This window comes from Algoriphagus oliviformis (genome assembly GCF_017254915.1).
GTDB classification, from domain to species: domain Bacteria; phylum Bacteroidota; class Bacteroidia; order Cytophagales; family Cyclobacteriaceae; genus Algoriphagus; species Algoriphagus oliviformis.
In genome coordinates this window covers 24,425-44,284 of sequence record NZ_JAFKCT010000018.1, presented here as the reverse complement: position 1 = coordinate 44,284, position 19,860 = coordinate 24,425, and the positions used below count along the sequence as shown (strand labels likewise).

At 50.1% G+C, this 19,860-nt stretch carries 15 protein-coding genes; 3 read left to right on the top strand and 12 right to left on the bottom strand.

Annotation, left to right across the window (positions count from 1 at the left end; genetic code table 11):
- Nucleotides 1–159: 159 nt before the first annotated feature.
- From J0A68_RS22210 to J0A68_RS22155, 12 genes are all read right to left on the bottom strand, one after another.
- A complete protein-coding gene (locus tag J0A68_RS22210; protein WP_206580460.1) occupies nucleotides 160–621 on the bottom strand; it encodes a class I SAM-dependent methyltransferase in 462 nt (153 codons plus the stop codon).
- Nucleotides 622–739: 118 nt separating this feature from the next.
- Nucleotides 740–1,873, bottom strand: a complete 1,134-nt coding sequence (locus J0A68_RS22205) for an FxsB family cyclophane-forming radical SAM/SPASM peptide maturase (protein WP_206580459.1) — start codon at nucleotides 1,871–1,873, stop codon at nucleotides 740–742.
- A 75-nt stretch (nucleotides 1,874–1,948) separates the two neighbouring features.
- On the bottom strand, nucleotides 1,949–2,128 hold the full coding sequence (locus J0A68_RS22200; RefSeq protein ID WP_206580458.1) for a hypothetical protein: 180 nt from the start codon (nucleotides 2,126–2,128) through the stop codon (nucleotides 1,949–1,951).
- Between the two features lie 91 nt (nucleotides 2,129–2,219).
- Nucleotides 2,220–2,795 carry a 2OG-Fe(II) oxygenase gene (locus tag J0A68_RS22195; protein WP_206580457.1) on the bottom strand — a complete coding sequence of 192 codons (576 nt, stop codon included), beginning with the start codon at nucleotides 2,793–2,795 and terminating at the stop codon, nucleotides 2,220–2,222.
- A gap of 323 nt (nucleotides 2,796–3,118) precedes the next feature.
- Complete coding sequence (locus tag J0A68_RS22190) at nucleotides 3,119–3,526, bottom strand: hypothetical protein (protein ID WP_206580456.1); 408 nt, start codon at nucleotides 3,524–3,526, stop codon at nucleotides 3,119–3,121.
- Nucleotides 3,527–3,528: 2 nt separating this feature from the next.
- The gene (locus J0A68_RS22185; protein WP_206580455.1) at nucleotides 3,529–4,923 is read right to left on the bottom strand and encodes a vWA domain-containing protein; all 1,395 of its coding nucleotides are present in this window, start codon (nucleotides 4,921–4,923) and stop codon (nucleotides 3,529–3,531) included.
- Nucleotides 4,924–5,263: 340 nt separating this feature from the next.
- Complete coding sequence (locus J0A68_RS22180) at nucleotides 5,264–6,955, bottom strand: SusD/RagB family nutrient-binding outer membrane lipoprotein (RefSeq protein WP_206580454.1); 1,692 nt, start codon at nucleotides 6,953–6,955, stop codon at nucleotides 5,264–5,266.
- Between the two features lie 29 nt (nucleotides 6,956–6,984).
- On the bottom strand, nucleotides 6,985–10,368 hold the full coding sequence (locus J0A68_RS22175; protein WP_206580453.1) for a SusC/RagA family TonB-linked outer membrane protein: 3,384 nt from the start codon (nucleotides 10,366–10,368) through the stop codon (nucleotides 6,985–6,987).
- Nucleotides 10,369–10,449: 81 nt separating this feature from the next.
- On the bottom strand, nucleotides 10,450–10,650 hold the full coding sequence (locus tag J0A68_RS22170) for a hypothetical protein (protein ID WP_206580452.1): 201 nt from the start codon (nucleotides 10,648–10,650) through the stop codon (nucleotides 10,450–10,452).
- A gap of 386 nt (nucleotides 10,651–11,036) precedes the next feature.
- Complete coding sequence (locus tag J0A68_RS22165) at nucleotides 11,037–11,981, bottom strand: hypothetical protein (protein WP_206580451.1); 945 nt, start codon at nucleotides 11,979–11,981, stop codon at nucleotides 11,037–11,039.
- A 194-nt stretch (nucleotides 11,982–12,175) separates the two neighbouring features.
- Complete coding sequence (locus tag J0A68_RS22160) at nucleotides 12,176–13,351, bottom strand: AraC family transcriptional regulator (RefSeq protein ID WP_206580450.1); 1,176 nt, start codon at nucleotides 13,349–13,351, stop codon at nucleotides 12,176–12,178.
- 6 nt (nucleotides 13,352–13,357) lie between these two features.
- Nucleotides 13,358–14,608, bottom strand: coding sequence for an MFS transporter (locus tag J0A68_RS22155; protein ID WP_206580449.1), 1,251 nt, complete (start codon nucleotides 14,606–14,608; stop codon nucleotides 13,358–13,360).
- Nucleotides 14,609–14,922: 314 nt separating this feature from the next.
- On the opposite strand from J0A68_RS22155, the gene J0A68_RS22150 reads away from it, so the two are divergent.
- The 3 genes from J0A68_RS22150 (at nucleotide 14,923) to J0A68_RS22140 (ending at nucleotide 19,556) form a co-directional block, all read left to right on the top strand.
- Nucleotides 14,923–16,029: a sialidase family protein gene (locus J0A68_RS22150; protein ID WP_206580448.1), complete on the top strand. Its 1,107-nt coding sequence runs from the start codon at nucleotides 14,923–14,925 to the stop codon at nucleotides 16,027–16,029.
- A gap of 112 nt (nucleotides 16,030–16,141) precedes the next feature.
- The gene (locus J0A68_RS22145) at nucleotides 16,142–17,335 is read left to right on the top strand and encodes a sialidase family protein (protein ID WP_206580447.1); all 1,194 of its coding nucleotides are present in this window, start codon (nucleotides 16,142–16,144) and stop codon (nucleotides 17,333–17,335) included.
- Between the two features lies 1 nt (nucleotide 17,336).
- Nucleotides 17,337–19,556: a hypothetical protein gene (locus J0A68_RS22140; protein WP_206580446.1), complete on the top strand. Its 2,220-nt coding sequence runs from the start codon at nucleotides 17,337–17,339 to the stop codon at nucleotides 19,554–19,556.
- Nucleotides 19,557–19,860 lie beyond the last annotated feature (304 nt).

Below are 19,860 nucleotides of genomic sequence, written 5' to 3'. Positions count from 1 at the left end.
TTTGACCTGAACAGCCTACTCAAACGGCTCCAAAAATCCCGACTCAATCCCCATAGGAACCTCCCCGGTTCCGTGCAACATCGGTTTCATTGTTCGTCCTGCGGACGCAAAGAAAACCTAGTTGTTAGCCTCAGTTATTTGTTCGTTTTGTGCAATACCTCACTTTTTATGCAAAATAGCAAAAGACATTTCTTGATGTTCAAAACTATCAAGCATAAAAGGTTTTAGTATAGGGAATTCTTTGACTGAATTATATTTTAGATTTTCAAGTACATCATAATAGGTGTAAAAAATAACTGCTGTTTTTGTATGTTTGAGTACCTTTGTTATAAATTCAACTTCATTTTGTTGCAAATGATAAGGGTCTAAAAATACAAAATCATACGGGAAATGGCTAAAATCATAATCAATAAAATTACAGCAAATAAAATTAGACTGAAATTCTTTGTGTAATAAATTTTTTGCCTGCAAGATTGAATTCTCCAAAAAGTCAACCCCAAAAGGTTCTATTTCAAGGTATGAATTATCTAAGAGATGTTTCAGTAGTAATCCATTACCACAACCTAAATCCAATATTTTATAGTGATTGTTAGTAGTATCAAAAGAATGAAGTACTTCCAAAAAATAGTCATATGTTTTTTTGGGATAATTCAAAAAACCATTTGGGTAACACAAATTTTGATGCTCGCATCGCCAATATTTGCTTTTGTAAAAAAGCCTATTATTTTGATAAAAATCATCATTCACCATAAGAAAACTCCTTTTCAATAACTTGATAAATATGATTAATTATCTTTTGTAAATCAGCACAGTAAATGCTTGGGTTGTCAAATTGGTTTATTGATGAATAACGGTTAGGAAGATACCCACCACCACACACATCTACCAAATTACAATTCTTACAGGTATTACACAAAACATCTACTCCAAGTTGTCTTGAACGTACTTGTGAATGTTTTGCAACTTCGTTAAAGTCGTTATCGTGGATATTGTACTGTATCTTAGTTGCTCCATTATAGGTGCTTTTTAAGGTGTCTAAAATTTCAATATCGCCATTGGCTTCAATAAAAATAAAATCAACAGGTGATGTACCTATACTTTCAACGTTTGAATTTCCACCAATTATAAGTTTGACAATGTTTTCTAAAACTCTTATTTTGGTATTGCTTTCGCTATAAAACCAAAAGTCAAACACTGAAATTAACCAATCTGCAATTAGAGTACTTTTAATACTTTTCTCTTTCCCTTTTGGTAATCTGTCATAATTGTCATCAGGAAATAGCAAATCAATCATTGGTGGATTAAAAGAGAGAAGATATTTTATTACTTCTATCGGGTCTGTATCTACATTGACAACGGATAAAATACCTGAAAAAACAGACTTGTATGTAGATGATGTCAATAATTGCATTTTTTTTTCTAAAATCTTTGAAGAGCCACGCCCTTTGTGGTCTATTCTGTAAATATCGTTGATATGTGGGGGACCATCTATGCTCACGCCAATAGAACCCTTATGTTCAAGAAAAAAATCGCCAATTTCTTCATTGAAAAGCAAGAGATTAGTTTGCATTCCAAAATTTACATAAATCCCTCTTTCAGTTAATTCAGATTTTATAATTCCCCCTAACTTATGTAGTTTTTTAGCACCAATAAGCAATGGTTCGCCTCCGTGAAAGGAAACTGAAATTTCTTTTTTACTATGAGACTCACAATGTTCACGAATTTTTATGCAAGATAACTCAAATGTTTTTTCGGAAATATAAACAGGTTGTTCTTTCCAAGTAGTATCTGCAAGATTATAGACATAGCAATATGAACAGTTTAAATTACATCTGCTCGCTACTTTAAAAATAAATGAGTGAAATGGTATCATAATATGAAAGTTTATGAGATTTCAAGTTGAGTTAAAAGGTGGGATTTGTCAAATATACAAACCCCACCTTTTTAATTAAGAGCGGCTATGTCCTCCTCCGCTATTGTGATTTTGATGCTCAACACCCTGAACATTCGCATTCACTGACTGTGCAATTCTTTTCAAAATAGGATTTGAAACAGAATTGACTTTCTCGGTAGGCATATTTTTTACATTTACCTGTGAGAAAGATTTTGGTCTTGAAACTTCTTTCATAAGAAATAGAAATTTTTTTGATTAATATTTGTTATTGCAGGTTACAATCCTAATACTCCGTTGAGGTAGGGGTATCATTCACACCAAAAGTTTATGAATATGTTACAACCATACAAATACGGTTGCCTCTTTCAACTTTTTCAACAGAATGATATGAGTTTTGAGAAATTTTAAATCCAAATAGGCTATTAGGCTGAAATTTGTACTCTGTAGCAATCGTATTTAAAGCATCTGAAAAATGCAATCGAAGTTTCCCGCCTTCATAATTATTTATTGGGCTGATATATAAAATTAGACGTAGCAAAGCACCAAAGTCATTCACATCATTGTGAATAGCATTGAAACCACCTTGTTGTATTTGATGAAAAACAGTATGAGAGCAAAAAGAAAGTTTTGTGGAAAATAAAATAGACAAAAATTCTATAAAATCCTTTCTATAAAAGATGTCAAAATGAGGTGAGAGTAAGTAATGTTCAAGAATTTCTATTGTTGATTGCGAAGAACTAACAGACTGCACGAAATACTCGTTACTATCTGTTATCCAATTTAACTCGCTAACTTTCTCTTGTAATAGACGAAACGCAACACCTTCCAAAAAATTCTCTTGGATGATATATTCAAAAGGTGCTACAAAATGTAGGTATTTATCTTTTTCCGTTGCTTTCATAATTGAGGCTAACTCGCTTATTGCTTCACTTTTTACACCTGTTACCTCTAGTTTCGGTTCGATACAGGAGACTTTGTCTCCTTTTATTTTTTATTTCTCCTCCTATTCCCCGAGATCAATCCCGATCTTCCCCACCTTCCAAGACCAGAAAAATCCGTCTCTCTTCATAAACAGATTTTAGTGCGATCCTAGCGGTTTGGTTTTCTGAAAATAGGGAAAGGCTTTAGTTTTTGAAAGAGGTAGGTAAAAAAAGTCCACAGTCCACAGTCCGAGCTATCGGACAAAGGTCCATAGCTCGCTTAGTCAATGAGCCGTCTTGCTTCTCAGGCGGTAGTAGTTTGCTGAAAACTTTCGAGTGTCGGATAGCCTTGGAATCGCATGGCTGTCGGCTCCGTGGGTGCAGGTTGAAGCTGCCGGTCTTTTTCCTGTTGCAAGTCAAGTTTCTTCTGAGCTTCCAGATATATATATCCACAGCTCGCCAAAAACAAAATCAAGAGTGTCCAATTTAGCCTTACGAGAGTTTTGACCGGGAGATAGTAGGCGACAAAAAAAGACACAAAAAAAGCGAGCCCACCAAACAGCACACCCCAACCCAATACAATAGCGCCTCCTGCCAGTCCATGGTCTTTTCCTGACTCTATCATACCGCCGACAAACAGACCAAGAATCAGGAAAGTCACCAGCATAAGGATATTAAAGCCAATGCAAGAGGGTTTTAACAACTTTCTCATCGCTAGAAGTTTAAAGTCTTGGAGATCGCTTCCCCTTTCTTAACCTCTACTGTAATCGTTTGTGGGCTCCTATCCTTGAATTCTCCGAGCGGGACGATTTTGACGGAATAGATCCCTGGATTGAGGAGGAATTCCTTACCCCGATCATAGGTTCGGCCACCAGCGACATTCTTTCCCGACTTGCTGTCGGTCACGGTGACCACTGCATCGACCGATGTTCCATTGACCTTGGCATCGATAAAGGCCGTTCCGGAATCAAACTCATAAGCCAGTGGGGTAACTCCCGCGGCAGAAATTTCCACGCTGTCGATTTCGGAATAGGTACTCAATCCTTCGATCCTCAATGCTTGAATTGTGACCTTGTAAGTACCAGGATTGACCTCAGCCTCCTTTGGTTTATCGTAGGTTCGAAAAGAGGCAGCCACTTTCCCAGCTTGATCTATTACTTTTATCATACAGTCCCAGTTTGCTCCATTGTTGGTCGTAGTAAGCCTAACCTTTCCCCCGTCAAAACCAAGATCCTGATGGATGATTTTTTCATCAAAACTTTGGACGCCGGAGACGGTAATCATATTCACATCACTTCCCTCCAGGGGTTTTGCCTCCAGGTTGTATTTGCTGGGAGGCAAGTAGAAAAATGCGGTGTCCCGATAGGTTCTGACGGAGATCGGCTCCCGCTTGGCGACTTGGTCGTAGGCTGTCACCAAAGCGTCTATTGGCACTCCATTTTTCACGGCATAGACGGAAACATTTCCTTTCGGTTTATCAACAGTCTCCGAGGTGGCCTCGTTGAGAACTGCTCCCAGCCCACCTGCGTCCGCGGCATCGTAATACTGTCCTTCTCCCGCGCCTGCCGCACAACGCAACTGCTCCGTCTCGTTGGCCTTCAAGCCAAAGCCGATGATGTGCATCCGAAAATCAATGCCTTCCTTTTTGGCATCAGCCACCACCTGACAGATGTCGCCGTCGCAGGATTCGATCCCGTCGGTGACCAGGATGATCGTAGCTTTCATCTTCGAGGTTCTCAGTTTGTCGATCACCAGAGCAGCGGAATAGGCCAACGGAGTCATCCCTAGCGGCTTGATCGATCTAAGAGAACTGCTGATTGCGCTTTTTGTGCCCTCCGACACGTCAACCAAAAACTCCACATCCTTGCAATCGCTCTTGTTACGGTGTCCATAGGCAACCAGTCCTATTTTCTGGGCATCGGGCAGCGCATTGACCGAAGAGGACAATACCTCCACGGCGATCTCCATCTTGCTTTTCCCCTGCAACTGGCCCCACATCGATCCGCTGGCGTCGTAGATGAAAATGATGGGGGAAGGATCATCCTTTTCGGTTCCTTCACTTTGGAGAGCCCAGCTAAAAGCCAAAATTAACAAAACGATAGTCCTCATATCAGGTTGATTTTGGGTGGAGAATGAGTTACAACTGGTTGTTGTTCCAGTTTTTGGGCTGAAGCATACTTAACGTATGAAAAAATGCCTCAATGATTCTTGACACACTGATTTAGAATCACTTACTTCTAATTTAAGGAATTTTCAAAGGGAACCGAAAATACATTCCCAGTATCTGAGGTAGCGTTACTTCATTTTCTGACAGACTTAGGTCATCTCATCGCAATTCGACAGCAAAAGGCGCTAGTTTTTGAGGAACCGAAATAGCTTTTGCAAAAAAAAAACACCGAGAACGTATTCTTTCCCGGTGTCTATTTTAACTAAACCCTTTTACAGATGATTACCAAGGCTTGTTGGTCCCCTGGATGATCCAAGGCTTAGCCCACTGGTTGTTTGGACCGATCTCCGCGCCATACTGGGAAGTCTCCAGACGGCCGACCGCAGTGGTCACTTCTTCGTTGTTGAAGTTCAGTTCATTGTTGCCATAAGGGAACCTTACCGGCATCACCGGCTCTCTGGAGGCAGGACCTACCTGGAAGTTTGGCAAGCCGGTACGTCTGTAGTCAAACCAGGCCTCCGTGGCGGAAGTCCAGCTTGCGATCCACTTCTGGGTGAGGATCTGGTTGAGCGTGCCGTCAAATGCCACTCCGGGCTGGGCGATGAATGCATCGTATCCGCTGGACACGCCCCAAGTCTTCAATGAAGCCTTGATCCCGTTTTCGTAGTGGGTCTTTGCGCTTCCCACGGCATAGCCTTTGGTCGCGGCCTCCGCGAGGATGAAGCTCACCTCGGCAGTGGAGATCAGTCTGGACTTCAGCAGGTCGTGCTTGGCCAGTCGGTACACGTCACCGATCTGGGACACGTGCTGGTTTTCCAGCTGCTGACCCGGAGTCGGGTTCAGGTTGTGTGCCGACGGGTTGATCAGACCGGTAGGCAGGCCTACATATTCTCTGGTGTCCAGCTTGTAGCCCAAGATATCCGGATTGTAGTGGCGGGTAAACTTGTTGCCAGCGGCGATCTCGGTCAGGTACTGGCTGTCGCCTAGGGACACCACGCCGTTTTGGATCACGCCGTTTTTGCGGATGTAAGGATCGTAAGCCACGGTCAGGGTCTTGTCCTCTACCCACTGGCAGTGCACTTTTCTAAACCAAACCGCTACGCGAGGATCCTTGTTTGCGAGCATGGGATCGAGCAGGGTATTGGCTGGCTTGAGTCTTCGGAAGTTTGATCCGGCGTCATAGGAAGCCGCGGATGGCCAAGAGTCGTCTGCGGAAGCGCCCAGGTAAGCCATGACCACGTCTTCGGAAGCGTCTGTCAGGTAAATACCGGAGTTGTAGATCGCTTCGATGCCCGGCTTGGCGAGCTCCGGCATCTTGTCGGAGACTCTCAGGTAGTATCTCAGCAGGAGCGAGTTGGCAAACTTCTGCCAACGGGTCGCATTGCCACCGAAGTAGATGTCATACTGAGGGATCACCGCGGCGGAGGAGGTGCTGGCAAAAATCGCCGAAGCGGCCTTCAGGTCTTCGATGATGCCCTTGTAGATCACTTCTTGGGAATCGTAGATAGGGAACTGGTAGTCCAGGTCGTCCTTGGAGCCCTGCAAGGCATAGGTGTAAGGCGCATCACCCCACAGGTCGGTCACCATGCCAAACAGGAAAGACTTCATGGTCAAACCGATCGCCTTGTGGAAGTCTGCTCCTACCTCGTCTGATCTTTTGATCAGAAACTCGTTGGTTCTCAGCAGGGAGAAATACCCACTCCAGTCAATCGGCCCCCAGTCGTAGCTGTTGTGACCGCTAAACCAGCCGTCTTTTTGGGTATGCTGCACGACCCCGGCGACATCCTGGTAGCCCAGGTTCACCATGTTTTTGGCCGCCCCCACCATCACGGTAGGCATGAGCATGTTCACGTTGGCATCGGATGGAGACACCCCGTTGGGGTTGTTGTTGATCTCATCCAGACTTTCGCAGCTGCCAAAAGCAAGCAAGGTAGCCAGGGAAAGTACTTTGGTATGTTTTATCCAATTTTTCATAATCTCTTTTTGTTAATGGAGCGAGTGGATTAGAAGTTGGCGTTGAACTTGAAGCCCAAAGGCAAGGTCCAAGGGTTCACGTTTTGCAACTCGATACCCTGTCTGAACAGGTTGGCAGAGTCACCCTGCTTGGAAGCCTGCAGCTGGAATGCGCGCTCCGGATCGATTCCGACGTCGGCTTTGGTCCAGATCATCAGGTTACGGGTGAAGACCGATACGCTGGCGTTTTGGAATCCTTTCAGCTTAGGCAGGTTGTAGGACAGAGCCAGCTCGCGAAGCTTCACGAAAGAAGCGTCGAAGGTAATCGCCTGGTTGTAGCTCCAAGGATAGGTATCGGAGATCGGATAGATCTTGGTGCCCGGGCCGCCCAGATGCTCGATGTATTCGCCGTTTTCGCCCATGATCACGCCAGGGACGAAGGCTCCGTCATATCCGGCAGGGCCTTGGTTGACCAACATACCTCCTTCTTCTTCAGAGTAGCCGCCCACTCTTGGGTACAAGCCGTTTTGCGGGATGATGTATTTGCCTGGGTCAGACTTCAGCAGGTTGATCAGCTCCTCGGTGCTGTACATGCCACCGGGGATCAGGAGATCCTTTTGTCTGCCAGACTTCCAGTCAGACTCCGCATAGCGATAGGTGAAGGACATGAAGTCACCACCGATGCGGGTATCGATGCTCGCCGAGAGGGCGAATCTGCCATAGCTCAGGCTGGTCTGGAACCCAAGCATTGCGTCAGGGTTGAAGTTGCCCACCTTTCTTCTGTCTTCTCTACCGTTTTGGCTAATCCACTCCCCGTTGTTGGAGAGGATAGGCCATCCGTAATAAGGAGAGTTTTTGTCCTCCACAGTGGCGAAACCTCGGCTCCAAAGGTCACCGATCTGTCCACCTACGTAGGTGCTGGCGCCGCCACCGTTATCCTCCCAGAGGGTGATGTACTCCATGCCTTCGGTCAGGGACTCCAGCTTGGTGCGGTTGCGGGTGATGTTGAGGTTTACGTCCCAAGTCAAGCCATTGGGCTTCTGGATAGGCGTGGCGCCGATCTGCACTTCCCAGCCCTGGCTGGAGATCAGACCTGCGTTGACCTGTCTTTGGGAATATCCGGAAGACTCGGGGGTCGGGATGTTGAGGATCTGGTTTTCGTTTTTCTGGTAGTAGTACGTCGCCTCAAACCTGATCCTGTTGTCCATGAAGTTCATGTCCAAGCCCAATTCCTTGGAGGTGTTGATCTCCGGCTTCAGGTTGGGGTTTAGCAGCGTGCCCGGATAGTTGGTGGTAATCAAGCTACCCCAGCTGCCCGTGCCCAGCACCTGCTCCAGTGCGTAAGGATAGGTATCGTTACCCGCCTGGGCGATACCCGCTCTCAACTTCAGCATGGAGATGCTTTCAGGCAGGTTGAAGGTATAGTTTGCCAACCAGCTCAAGGACAAGGAAGGATAGAAATAGGATCTGCTTTCCGCAGGCAGGGTACTGGACCAGTCGTTACGTGCAGTGATGTCTGCGTAGAGCTGGTCTTTGAAGCCGAAGGACGCCACGCCAAACAACGAGTAGATGGCCTTCTCGGAAGAGTAGTTGCTGTAGTTCAGACCGGTATTGGCCACGTTGCTGATTCTATACAGCCCTGGCACGATCAAGCCTGCGTTGGTCTTGCTGCCGATGTAATCGTCGGCAAACCGCTGCTGCATCACGTTACCACCCGCACTTACATTGAGGGTGATTCCTTCCCAGCGTTTGTTGTAGGAAGTCAGGAACTCGACGTTGGTCTCGGTTCCGCCCAGGTTTTGCAGGTGATAGGCACCTTTGCGCTCTCTGGTGTAGGAATAAGGGATTTTGGTCTCGCGGTTTTCGCTGTAGGTGTCCATGGTCATCTTCACATGGGACTTGATCGCGTCGGAAAACTTGTATTCCGCCTTGATGTTACCAAAGACCCGGTCACGCACAAAGCCGTTGTTGATCCCGTAGGCGATGAAGTAAGGGTTGTCGTCATTGGTAGAGACGGAGCGCTGCTGGATCTGCTCCTGGCCCGGCACCCAATAGTCCTCCAGCTCGCGGACGTCCACATGGGACCAAGCGTACACTGCCTGGAGTGGGTTGGCACCGCGGTTACCCGTAGCTGGACGGTTGTCTGACTTGTTGCGGGAGATGTTGACATCCGCGCTTACGGCCAGTTTAGAGTTCAGGTTGTAGGTATTGGAGATGTTGATGCTGTGACGGTTGAGGTCCGTGTTGGGGATCATGCCCTTGTTGATCATATTGGAGTAGGACAGGCGATAGACTGCCTTGTCGGTAGCTCCGGACACTGAGAGTGCGTTGGTGGAAGTGATACCCGTTTCCAGGAAGTTCTTCATGTTGTCCTGATAGGATCTCAGTTCGGTAGGCACTTTGTTTCCGCTTGCGTCAGTCGGGCTGTTCCACTGTACGGCCGTATTGCCTACATCCAGTTTGGGGCCTACCCAGTACGCAGAGCGCTCGTCCAAAAGATCCGTTCTGGAGCCGTTGGCATAGTCATAGTGCATGTCGAGGAATCTGTAAGGAGTCTCAAACACGTTGGAAGTGGAAAAGCTCACCTTCATGGCTTCTCCTCTTTTCCCTTTTTTGGTGGTGATGAGGATCACGCCGTTACCCGCTCGGGAGCCGTAAAGTGCCGCGGCACTTGGTCCCTTCAGGACGGTCATGTCTTCGATATCGTCCGGGCTCAAATCGGCAATGGGGTTACCATAATCGACCTGGTTTCTGTCGCCCATGGTACGCACGTTGCCCAGGGAGTTGGCCACCGGCACTCCGTCGATCACGAAGAGGGGCTGGTTGTCACTGCTCAGGGAGGTAGCGCCACGGATCACCACGGAGGTGGAAGAACCCACACCGGAAGTCTGGTTGATCTGAACGCCAGCCACGCGACCGGCCAATGAACCGAGGGCGTTTTCCTGGGTGACTGTTCTCATGGCGTCACCTTTCACCTCACCTACCGAGTAGCCCAGGGAGCGCTTCTCACGCTCGATGCCCAAGGCTGTCACGACCACTTCGTCCATGGCTTGGGTATTTTCCTCCATGACCACGTTCAGCGTAGACTGGCTGTTGACAGGCACTTCCAAGGTATTGAAGCCGATGTAGGAAAACACCAGGACGGAAGATGCGGAGCTCACGGAGATGGAGTATTCCCCGTTGATGTCCGCCACCGTACCGTTGGTGGTTCCTTTTTCCAAGACGGTTACTCCCGGCAATCCCATTCCGTCGGATTGGGAAGTGACCTTTCCTTTCACCACCACCTGGCTTTGGAATAGCTCCTCCAGGGGGAGATTGGAATTGGTGGGCAAGGCTCTCCCCTCCACGGGAGAAAGCACCACAGCACCCAAAACCAGCGCGAGGGAAGCTCCCCGGAAGATCTTGGGTCTGATCAAGTAGATGACTTGTTTCATAAGCATTTTAGGTTAGGTAAAAGTGTGTTTTGTTGTTGGTTGTCCGATGTCGGATGCCTCTCGGGGCATGGATGCGTTTGTTTATTTCTTCAGGTTGTTGCCCTTGGTGGACTCGGGGCCGTCTCCGTCTACCAGTTGAGCAAACAGCGTCCAGAAGCCCTCATCCAGGTTTTCGGTCTGTTTTCTGTCGTCCAGCATGGACAGGAAAAGGTCAAACTCCTTTCGGCTGATCTTCCCTTCCGCCAGCTTTTTGATCAATTCGGATGCAGTTGGATTTTCCATAGCTTGCTCATTCACAGGTAATACCTCGGGCGCCAAAAAACGGACTAGTCCCCGATTTTTTTTGTTGACCCAGAGCGGGCATTCGGGCAAAAAGTGTCAAAAAACAATCCCAATCGACACATTTAAAACCTGATTACCAACCCCTTAATCCGTCAGAGACGATGATATTATCAAATCGTTAAGAGGCATGGAGGAAGGAAGTCGGGAGGCTGGGAAGACGGCGGTCGGGAAGTGGGACAGTGACCTCCTTTTATGGTCAGGTACACGTACTACGACCCTACTTCGACAAAAGAGTGAACCCAGGTCTTGCCAGCGAAAGTCCAAGAAATACACAAAAACCGAAAATCCCACTCCTATAAAGTCGAAACCGGGATCACAGCTGATCCCTACCGATACATCGGTCTCCTCACCCTAGTCAGCAAATCAAAAACACTCAACACGAGGGGAAAGAAAAAGAACACCAACCAAATCGCCATGTGCCTGGGAACGAATTGGTAATAGTGGTTCAAGAAAAAAATGACCCCCACAAACAGCAAACAAAAGAGGGAATGGTGGATTTGCACCTGTCTATCCGAGTACCTTTTGATATGCTCCTTTTTTAGATTGGCCAGTTCTCTGAAATACTGCTTGTTGAAAAAGGTACCTCTGCCCGGAAGAAATCCTGCCAGCATGAGGAAATTTTGGATAAAGTAAATAGCGGAAACGCCCAGGAGAAAAAATTGAAGGCCGACAAATATTCCCTCCGTCATATTGGCGGCACGTTCGATCTGCTCGTTTTGGAATACCCTAAAAACGTTGTCAACCGCAAAAACCATCATGATCACCGAACTCCAGATACTCAGAGTCAGCCGGCTCGTCCGGGTCAAAACAGTATGGGTAAAGGCATGAAAAACAGAGTAAACCGAAAACAACAACCCAACGACCATCACCACTTTCAACAGCACGCTGTTGACGTTGAAAAACCCATAGTCGATCACCCAATAGATCACTGCAATGGATTGGAGCAGCGTGACCCCTTCCGACAGCTTGGCCACCACCTTGTCTCCGTGAACGACTATTGAAGCGATCGCGAACATCAGGATAAAGTAATAGGGGAATATTTCGATGTGGTTGTCAAGATTATAGCCTCTCTCGTTTTTGAAGGGGAGAAACGCAAAGAAGCTTAACACGAAAGCACCCAAAACTTTCAGTAGGAAAGTCGACCACTTATCCGACAGTCTTCGCCCTTCAAAGACCACTCCAGCTACAATCGCAAGTACGCTGATCGGAATCAACAGCCTGCTCGCCATATAGACACGATAGGCCAGATAGGCAATCAGCGCAACAATCACGAGACCTACAAAAATTTCAAATGGCTCAGGCCTTCGTACTCTACCTGACAGAGAACCCTTCTTACTATAACTCATTTAGCTTGATAAAAAATCTGTCTCCCTTCATTTTTTTTCGGCCATCGGCGAGCTAGAAAGTACACCCTTCAAGGTCAAGATGGACTCCTCAAATTTCAAATCTCGAACTTCAAATCAACCTACTTTATCGCTGCATTCTTCTTTTCCCCAAAAACCCTCCGGTAGTCCACCGGCGTGTAGCCCATCACTTGGCGGAATTGCCGGGCGATGTTTTTGCTGTCCTGCAGGCCCATATCCAGCGCGATCTCAAAGATCGTCTGGTCGGAGCTGATCAGCTTCTCGGCCATCTTTTCTATCCTCAGATTGGAAATGTACTTGTACACCGGCATGCCCGTCACCTCCAAAAAGCGTTTTTCGAGCGACCTCCTGGACATGGGCACCTCCTTGACGATGTCGCTCACCTGCAGGTTCGTTTCGATATTGCGGTGGATAAAATCCAAGGCGTTGGCGACGTGGTCATCCGATGAAGCGTAGATATTGGTAGAGGTGCGGGTGATCACTTTCAGCGGCGACACCGGGATATCCCTGTAAAACTTCACCCTGCCCTGAATCATCAGGTCCAGCGCCCTCGCCGCGTCGTAGCCGCCCTTTTCTATATCCAGTTCTATGCTGGACAAGGGCGGATCGGAGAGCTCGCAGAGCATCACGTCGTTGTCCACACCCAATACGGCCACCTCCTGTGGCACGCGGATGTCGTTGTGCTTGCAGGTTTCGGTGATGTGCACGCCCTGGTTGTCGTCGCAGGCCATCAGTGCCACGGGCTTGGGGAGGCTCTTCAACCATTTGCTCAGGGACTTGCTCTTGTAGTACCAGATATCCGTGGATCGGGCCTTTTTGTGCTCAAAGTAGTGCACCTGATAGCCGGCTTTGTTGACCGCCGTCTCAAATCCCTCGGCCCGCTCCCGGGACCAGACGATGTTGTTGAAGCCGTAGAAAGCAAAGTTTTGGTAGCCTTTTTTCAAAAAATACTCCGCGCCCATCCTGCCGGTCTGCCGGTACAGCCCGGTGATGTTGGGTATCTTTTTAAAACGCTCCTTGAAATCCTGTGCGATGATGGGAAGAGGCGACTCGTAAAAGCCCGTCTCCATCTCGTTATAGAGCTGGCCGATGATGCCGTTGGCCTTCCACTCCTTGGCCCACTCGAGTATGCCCTTCACTCCCATCGTCTCCCGGTAGTAGAGCGGCATGCGGCAAAAGCTCCAGTTGCCGTTTTCCGAAGAATACTTGCTGATGCCCTTCAGCAGGGCCTTGCTGTATTCCTCTCCGAAGTCCAATAGTAGGATGACCTTGTACATGAGGGCTTAGGAGAAAAGTTCTTTCATGGATCCCACACGCGCGTTGGACACCAACGGCTTGGCCCAGATCCCGATGGAAAAGATGTACCCCAAAGGAATCAGCAGGAAAAACATCGCCAGCTTCAGCCCCATCACATCCGCGAGGGCACCGATCACCAGCGGCACGACCGCCCCTCCGATGATCCCACTGCACAGCAGCCCAGCAAAGGTGCCGTGGGCGATGGCGACCGAGTTGAGCGCCAAGGAGATGATGATGGACCACATCACCGAGAGGCAAAAACCGCACATCGCAAAAGCGATCAAGACCAGCTTGCCCTCGGCACTGAGCCCGGTCACCAAGGCAATGATCGCCCCCAGCGTGAAGAGCATCAGCACATGCTTGCTGTCCATAAGCTTGAGCAAGAGCAGTCCCAGCAGGCAGCCTACCGTGAGCAGACCCCAGAAATAGGAGATCACCTGCGCCCCGACGGTCGCGGGATCCGCCCCATGGTACTCTTGGAGAAATTTGCTGACCCAGTTGGCGATGCCCTGCTCAGAGCCCACATAGCAGAATACACCGATGAAAAACAGCCAAACCTTGCGCTGCCCCAGCAGGGCTTTCAGAGACTGGCCCAGATCCACTTTTTCGTCTTCCTTGAGCTCCACCTTGGGGAATCTCACCCCCCTGATCAGCAAGAGCATCAGGATCGCGATCAAGGCAAAGAGATAGTACACCGACACCCAGGAAAGGTCGGCGGGCACGAGTTTTTCCAAAAGCTGAAAATGGAACGCTTCCTGGCCGGTATGGAGGTTTTGCACCAGATAGCTGTAGAGCCAGGGGCTAAAGAAGGAAGCCGCGCCAAAGGCCAGCTGCCCCAGCACCGAATTGAAGGCGAAATTCTCCTCCCCTCCCGCCACGCGCAGCAGGGGGTTGATCACGACCTGCAGCATGGCCATGCCCAGGCCGATGACGAATAGGGAGATCAGCGCAAAGCTGAATTGGGGATTGAAGGCAAAGACCAGGGCTCCCAGTGCGGCAAGCGCAAAAGCCAGCAGGAGAACGGGTTTTTCCCGGTATTTTTCCACCAAAAGTCCCGAAGGCAGGGACATCACCCCATAGGCTACAAAAAAGGAAAAAGGCAGAAAGCCGGCCAGGGAAAGACTCAGGGAAAAGCTCTGGATGATATCCGGAATGATCGGCCCGAGGATATTGGACATGAGCGAGATCACAAAGAAGATCAGGAAAATCAACAGCAGCAGGGAGGTTCTTTTCTTCATGGGCGAGGAAAGATCGTTTTTCAGGGCTTGGTTACGGGTTTACATCAGCGATGCCAGCCGGTCGGCACTGCTTGGCTAGGTGGGGCCGCAGGCTATGGGTGCTGGCTTCTCACGACCGTCCGCAGCCTCCGGGACTAAACCCATTCTCCCGGGAAAGTAGCAGATAATCGTATTTTGAACATCCAATAATGACCCGATTATATTAATTAATCCTAGTCAAGCACGAAATATTTTTTTGGCCAAAATCCATTTTTATGTGAGTGGATTAGTCCTAATTGGGCCTCCACTAGTATTTAAACCAAAAATAGAAACGAATGAACCGTTTTACCTTCCGCCTGCTCAGCTTTGCCGCCTACGTGCTGGCGATTTCACTACTTTTTGTACGCTGCGGCAAGTCCGAAAGCACAGGAGAAAATACCGAATCCACTTCCGATTCGCTGAAACTGACCCAGATCAGCTCCAGCAAGATCTTTGACAGCCACCCCGAGTTTGCGCAGGGACATGCCTCCACCGTCGTGGCGGTGGGGCCGAGCGAATACCTCGTGGCTTGGTTTGGCGGCACGCATGAAAAGCACGATGACGTGAGCATCTGGATGGCCCGAGGCGATGGCGACACTTGGGAAGTGCCCCAGAAGGTGGCCAAAATCCGCCACGAACCGCACTGGAACCCCGTGCTCTTCGATGCCCCTGACGGCAAGCTGTACCTCTATTTCAAGGTAGGAAAGGAAATCGACGACTGGGAGACTTGGGTGCAAACCTCCGAGGACAAGGGCAAAACCTGGACTGAGCCTACCGAGCTCGTGCCGGGCGACCGGGGCGGAAGAGGCCCCGTGCGAAACCACATCACCGTGCTCTCCGACGGCACCTGGCTGGCCCCTGCCTCCAATGAGAAAAACAAGGTTTGGAATGCTTTCCTAGATCGCAGCACCGACGGAGGCAAAACCTGGGAAGCCACGCCTTTCATCGAGCTGGACCGCACACTCATCCCAGAAGAGGGCGTGATCCAGCCCACGGCCTGGGAATCGTCCCCCGGCAACGTCCACATTCTGCTCCGTACCTCCGGAGGCAAAATCGCCCGCAGCGACTCCAAGGATTACGGCAAGACCTGGAGCCCCATCTACCTCACCGAGCTGCCAAACAACAACAGCGCCATCGAAGTAGCCCATCTGGGCGGCGAAAAAATCGCCCTCCTCTACAATCCCGTCTCCGGCAACTGGGGCGATAGAAACCCCATCAACCTGGCCATCTCCCTGGACAACGGCCAGACCTGGGCGCTCGACCAAACCATCGAAAAAGGCGAAGACCCAGAAACGGAGTTTTCCTACCCCAGCATCATTTTCGACGGGGAAAACCTGGTCATGACCTACACCTGGAACAGGCAGAAAGTCGCCTTCTGGAAATTCAAGGTGGAAGGATTGTAGCCCATCCCCGCCGCAGCAACGCATTAATCTGGCAATTCCCAAATTCCCCCTCCCGATAGCTATCGGGACAAAAGGGGGTTAGGGGGATTTCTTTCAAAAATAAATTCTAAAGATGAAGCTCGAAAACCTACTCATCTCCCTGTTGTTTACCTCTTTGCTGCTGCCTTCAGGCGGAAAACTCGCGGCTCAGACTATCGTTCAAACCGAAGTCAGCCAGGAAATATTCGCTCCACAGGCAGAGCACGCACATGGCAGCAGCATCGTCGCCTTGCCAAACGGTGACCTGCTGGCGGCTTGGTTTCAGGGTTCTGGAGAGCGGACTGCCGATGACGTGCGGATTTTGGGAGCGAGAAAGGCAAAAGGCTCCGATAGCTGGTCGTCCTCCTTCCTGATGGCCGACACACCGGGCATCCCTGACTGCAACCCCGTCCTGTTCCTCAACTCGAAAAACGAACTCACCCTGGCTTGGATCGCCGTCCTGGGCAACCAATGGGAGCACTCTATCCTGCGCACCCGCAAAAGCAAAAACTTCAACCAAGCCGGAGCGCCGATCTGGAACTGGCAGGACAACATCCTCCTGAAGCCCGGGGAAGAATTCGTCACCGAGGTACAGGCCAAGCTGAAAGAACTTCCCGACACCCATCACGGCTGGTCGGCCTATGCGCCCGACTATGACAAGCTCACCGTCGAGGCATCCAAAAACTCCAAATACCGCAGTATCGGCTGGATGACGCGGATCAAGCCTTTGGTCTTGGGAGAAAAGATCATCCTCCCGCTGTACTCGGACGGGTTCAACCTCTCCCTGATGGCCATCTCAGAGGATGATGGGGAAACCTGGAGACCCAGCCTCCCCTTGGTGGGGAGAGGGCCTATCCAGCCAGCCTTGGCCCAGCGTGAGAACGGCGACATCGTGGCCATGCTCCGCGACTCTGGAGATGGGCCGAATTTTATCCAAAAAAGCCTCTCTACCGACGGAGGACAGTCCTGGTCTGCGGCCACCAAGACCCAGCTGCCCAACACCGCGAGTGTGGAGCTGCTGAAGCTGGCGGACGGCCGATGGATCCTCGTTGGCAATGACATCCATGACGGACGCTACCAGCTGGCCCTTTGGGTCTCTTCCGACGAGGGGGAAAACTGGTCCAGCCAGCCCCTTTACCTGGAGCATGACCTCGGCAAAAAAGGCGGATTCTCCTACCCTTCCCTGATCCAAGACAGCACTGGCACGATCCACCTCACCTATTCCGCCCATCAGCCCGGCGGCAAAACCATTGTATATAAGCGTATCAATCCTGAATCCCTAAAGTAAGATGAAGAAAAAACCACTGATGCTGGCCTTGGCTTTGGCAACCCATGTCGGGATGCAAGCCTCGGCGCAGAATGCCGCCCCGAGCAAGCAGGTTCACCAGGACCGGGCCTTTTTGCAGGACTACGCGGTGAAAAACACCGCAAACCTGAGCTCCGTCCACCAGTTTAGCCTAGCCAGCGACCGAAACGGCGTCGTGCAGATTTTGGAAGGAAACCGACTGCTGAAACCCTATGGAGGCCAGTTTCAGCTGGACGGAAAGCTGGTGGCAGACCAAACCTACCTGCCGATGAAGGACAAGAAAGTCCTGGCCATAGACCGCTACCAAGACCAGCTGGTGTACCTGGACGACGAGGCCTTGTTCAGCAACGCCTGGGCTGGGGTGGTCTACCTTCCCCATACCCTCGTCGCACCGACTGCCTTTGCCGGTGGGAAAGACTTTACTTTTTTGGCAGCCGCCAAAAACAAACTCCAAGTGCTCCAAAAAGGCAAAGCTCCCCAATCGCTGGAGCTGCCTGCGGGGTCGGAGGTTTTGGATATCGTCTATGACGAGGCCCAAAACCAGTTTTGGATCTTGGCAGAAAAAGCGGTCTACTCCCTTTCCCCCGACGGCAAAACCCCCAGCAAAGTGCTGGACGGAGCGCAGCTGACTGCCTTGGCTTTTCACCCAGCCAAAAACCAGTTGGTCGTCGGCACCAAAAACGGCTACTTCACCTACGACATCCAAGGGAAAAAGAAAAGCGCACTGGACCAGAAGCTCCCTTGGACGGAGATCACCACGGTACAAAGCGATGGCGCTGACCTTTGGTTTGGCACCAGTTTGGGTGCGTTTAAGAGAGATGCCTCAGGCGCCTTCAGCTACTACTATGGCCAGCGCTGGCTGCCCGGAGACTTGGTCAAAGACCTCATCGTCCAAGGCAACCAAACCCATGTGCTGACGGATAAGGGGCTAGGCACGATTGTTTTTGAGGAAATGACCCTGGAGCAAAAGGCCGCCATCCTGGACAAGCAGATGCGTGAGCGCCACATCCGCCACGGGTTCAATTCTTCCGTCGATCTCCTGGAGCCGGGCAACCTGGGCAGTGCCCTGCTCACCGACTCGGACAACGACGGACTCTGGACCACCATGTACCTGGCTGGGGAAGCTTTCCGCTATGCGGTCACCAAATCTCCCGAAGCCCTACAAAACTGCAAGGAATCCCTCCTGGCCATGGAGCGCCTCTACACGGTAAATCCCGTGGAAGGCTTCCCCTCCCGCTCCTTTGAGCGCAGCGGCTACATCGAGCAGCTGTCTGACCCAGAGCGCTGGCAGCACGCTTCCGACCCGGAGTGGGATTGGAAATCCACCACCTCATCGGATGAAGCCATCGGCCACGTCTTTGTATTTGGAGTGCTGGCGGAGGTCGTGGACGATCCTTGGGTCAAGGCCAAATCCATCGAGCTGCTCGATGCGCTCATGACCCATGTCGTGAAAAATGACATGTACCTGATCGATTTTGACGGAAAGCCAACACTTTGGGGCAAATGGAATCCCGACTATGTGAACAGCTTCCCCATCAGCGTGGGCGACCGCAAGCTCAATTCCTCCAACATCACCGGCATGCTCCAGACGGCCTATCACTTCACCGGCAAGGAGATGTACAAGGAAAAGGCCTATGAACTGATGGACAAGTATGGCTATCTGGAAAACATGATGCGTCCCATGTCGGGCATCGGCCGCTCCGGAGACGGCAGCGACGACTGGGCCAAGATGCTCTCCGACGGCTGGAACCACTCCGACGACGAGATGTACTTTGTAGGCTATTGGGGCCTGTATCGCTATGCCTTTGACGAAGAGCTGAAGGCAAAATACAAGGAAAGCATCGTCGACCACTGGGAAGCAGAAAGACCGGAAAAGGAGGGGCTATGGAATATCTTCACAGCCATGGTGCAACCGGAAAACTTCGACCTGGAGGAAGCGGTCTGGTTTCTCGAAGAGCACCCCATCGACCTGATCAGTTGGAATGTGAAAAACAGCCACCGAAAGGACATCGAGCTGCTGGAGCCCAACTTCCGCAACCAAACGACCAAAGAAGTAATTTCCCCCAGCGAGGCACGCATCGCACGCCACAATGCCAACCGCTTCTCGCTTGACGGCGGCAACGGCGGAAAAGTAGAATATAGCCCTGGGGACATCTGGCTCCTCCCCTACTGGATGGGAAGGTATTTCGGCGTCATCGAGTAGCCAAGGCGGATTTCACTACTGAACGGGAGGCAGGTATCTTGCCTCCCTTTTTTTCGCCCCAAATTTTTCATACTCTTCCACCATTAAGCATCTGCCATAGTCCCCAGCTGTGGCGAGCGATCGCGGAAAAGGAACCAAACTCGAAAAAAGGCGCGGTCTCTCATCGAGTCGGAAATTGAATCGTCAGGTAACAAATCGTTAATATCTCGCGCGATTGTTGGGATTTTCACAGTGGACTGTTTACTAAATTTTCGGAATGATAATTTTCCGGTAAAACAGACCCAACTTTCTGATTTTTAGGACA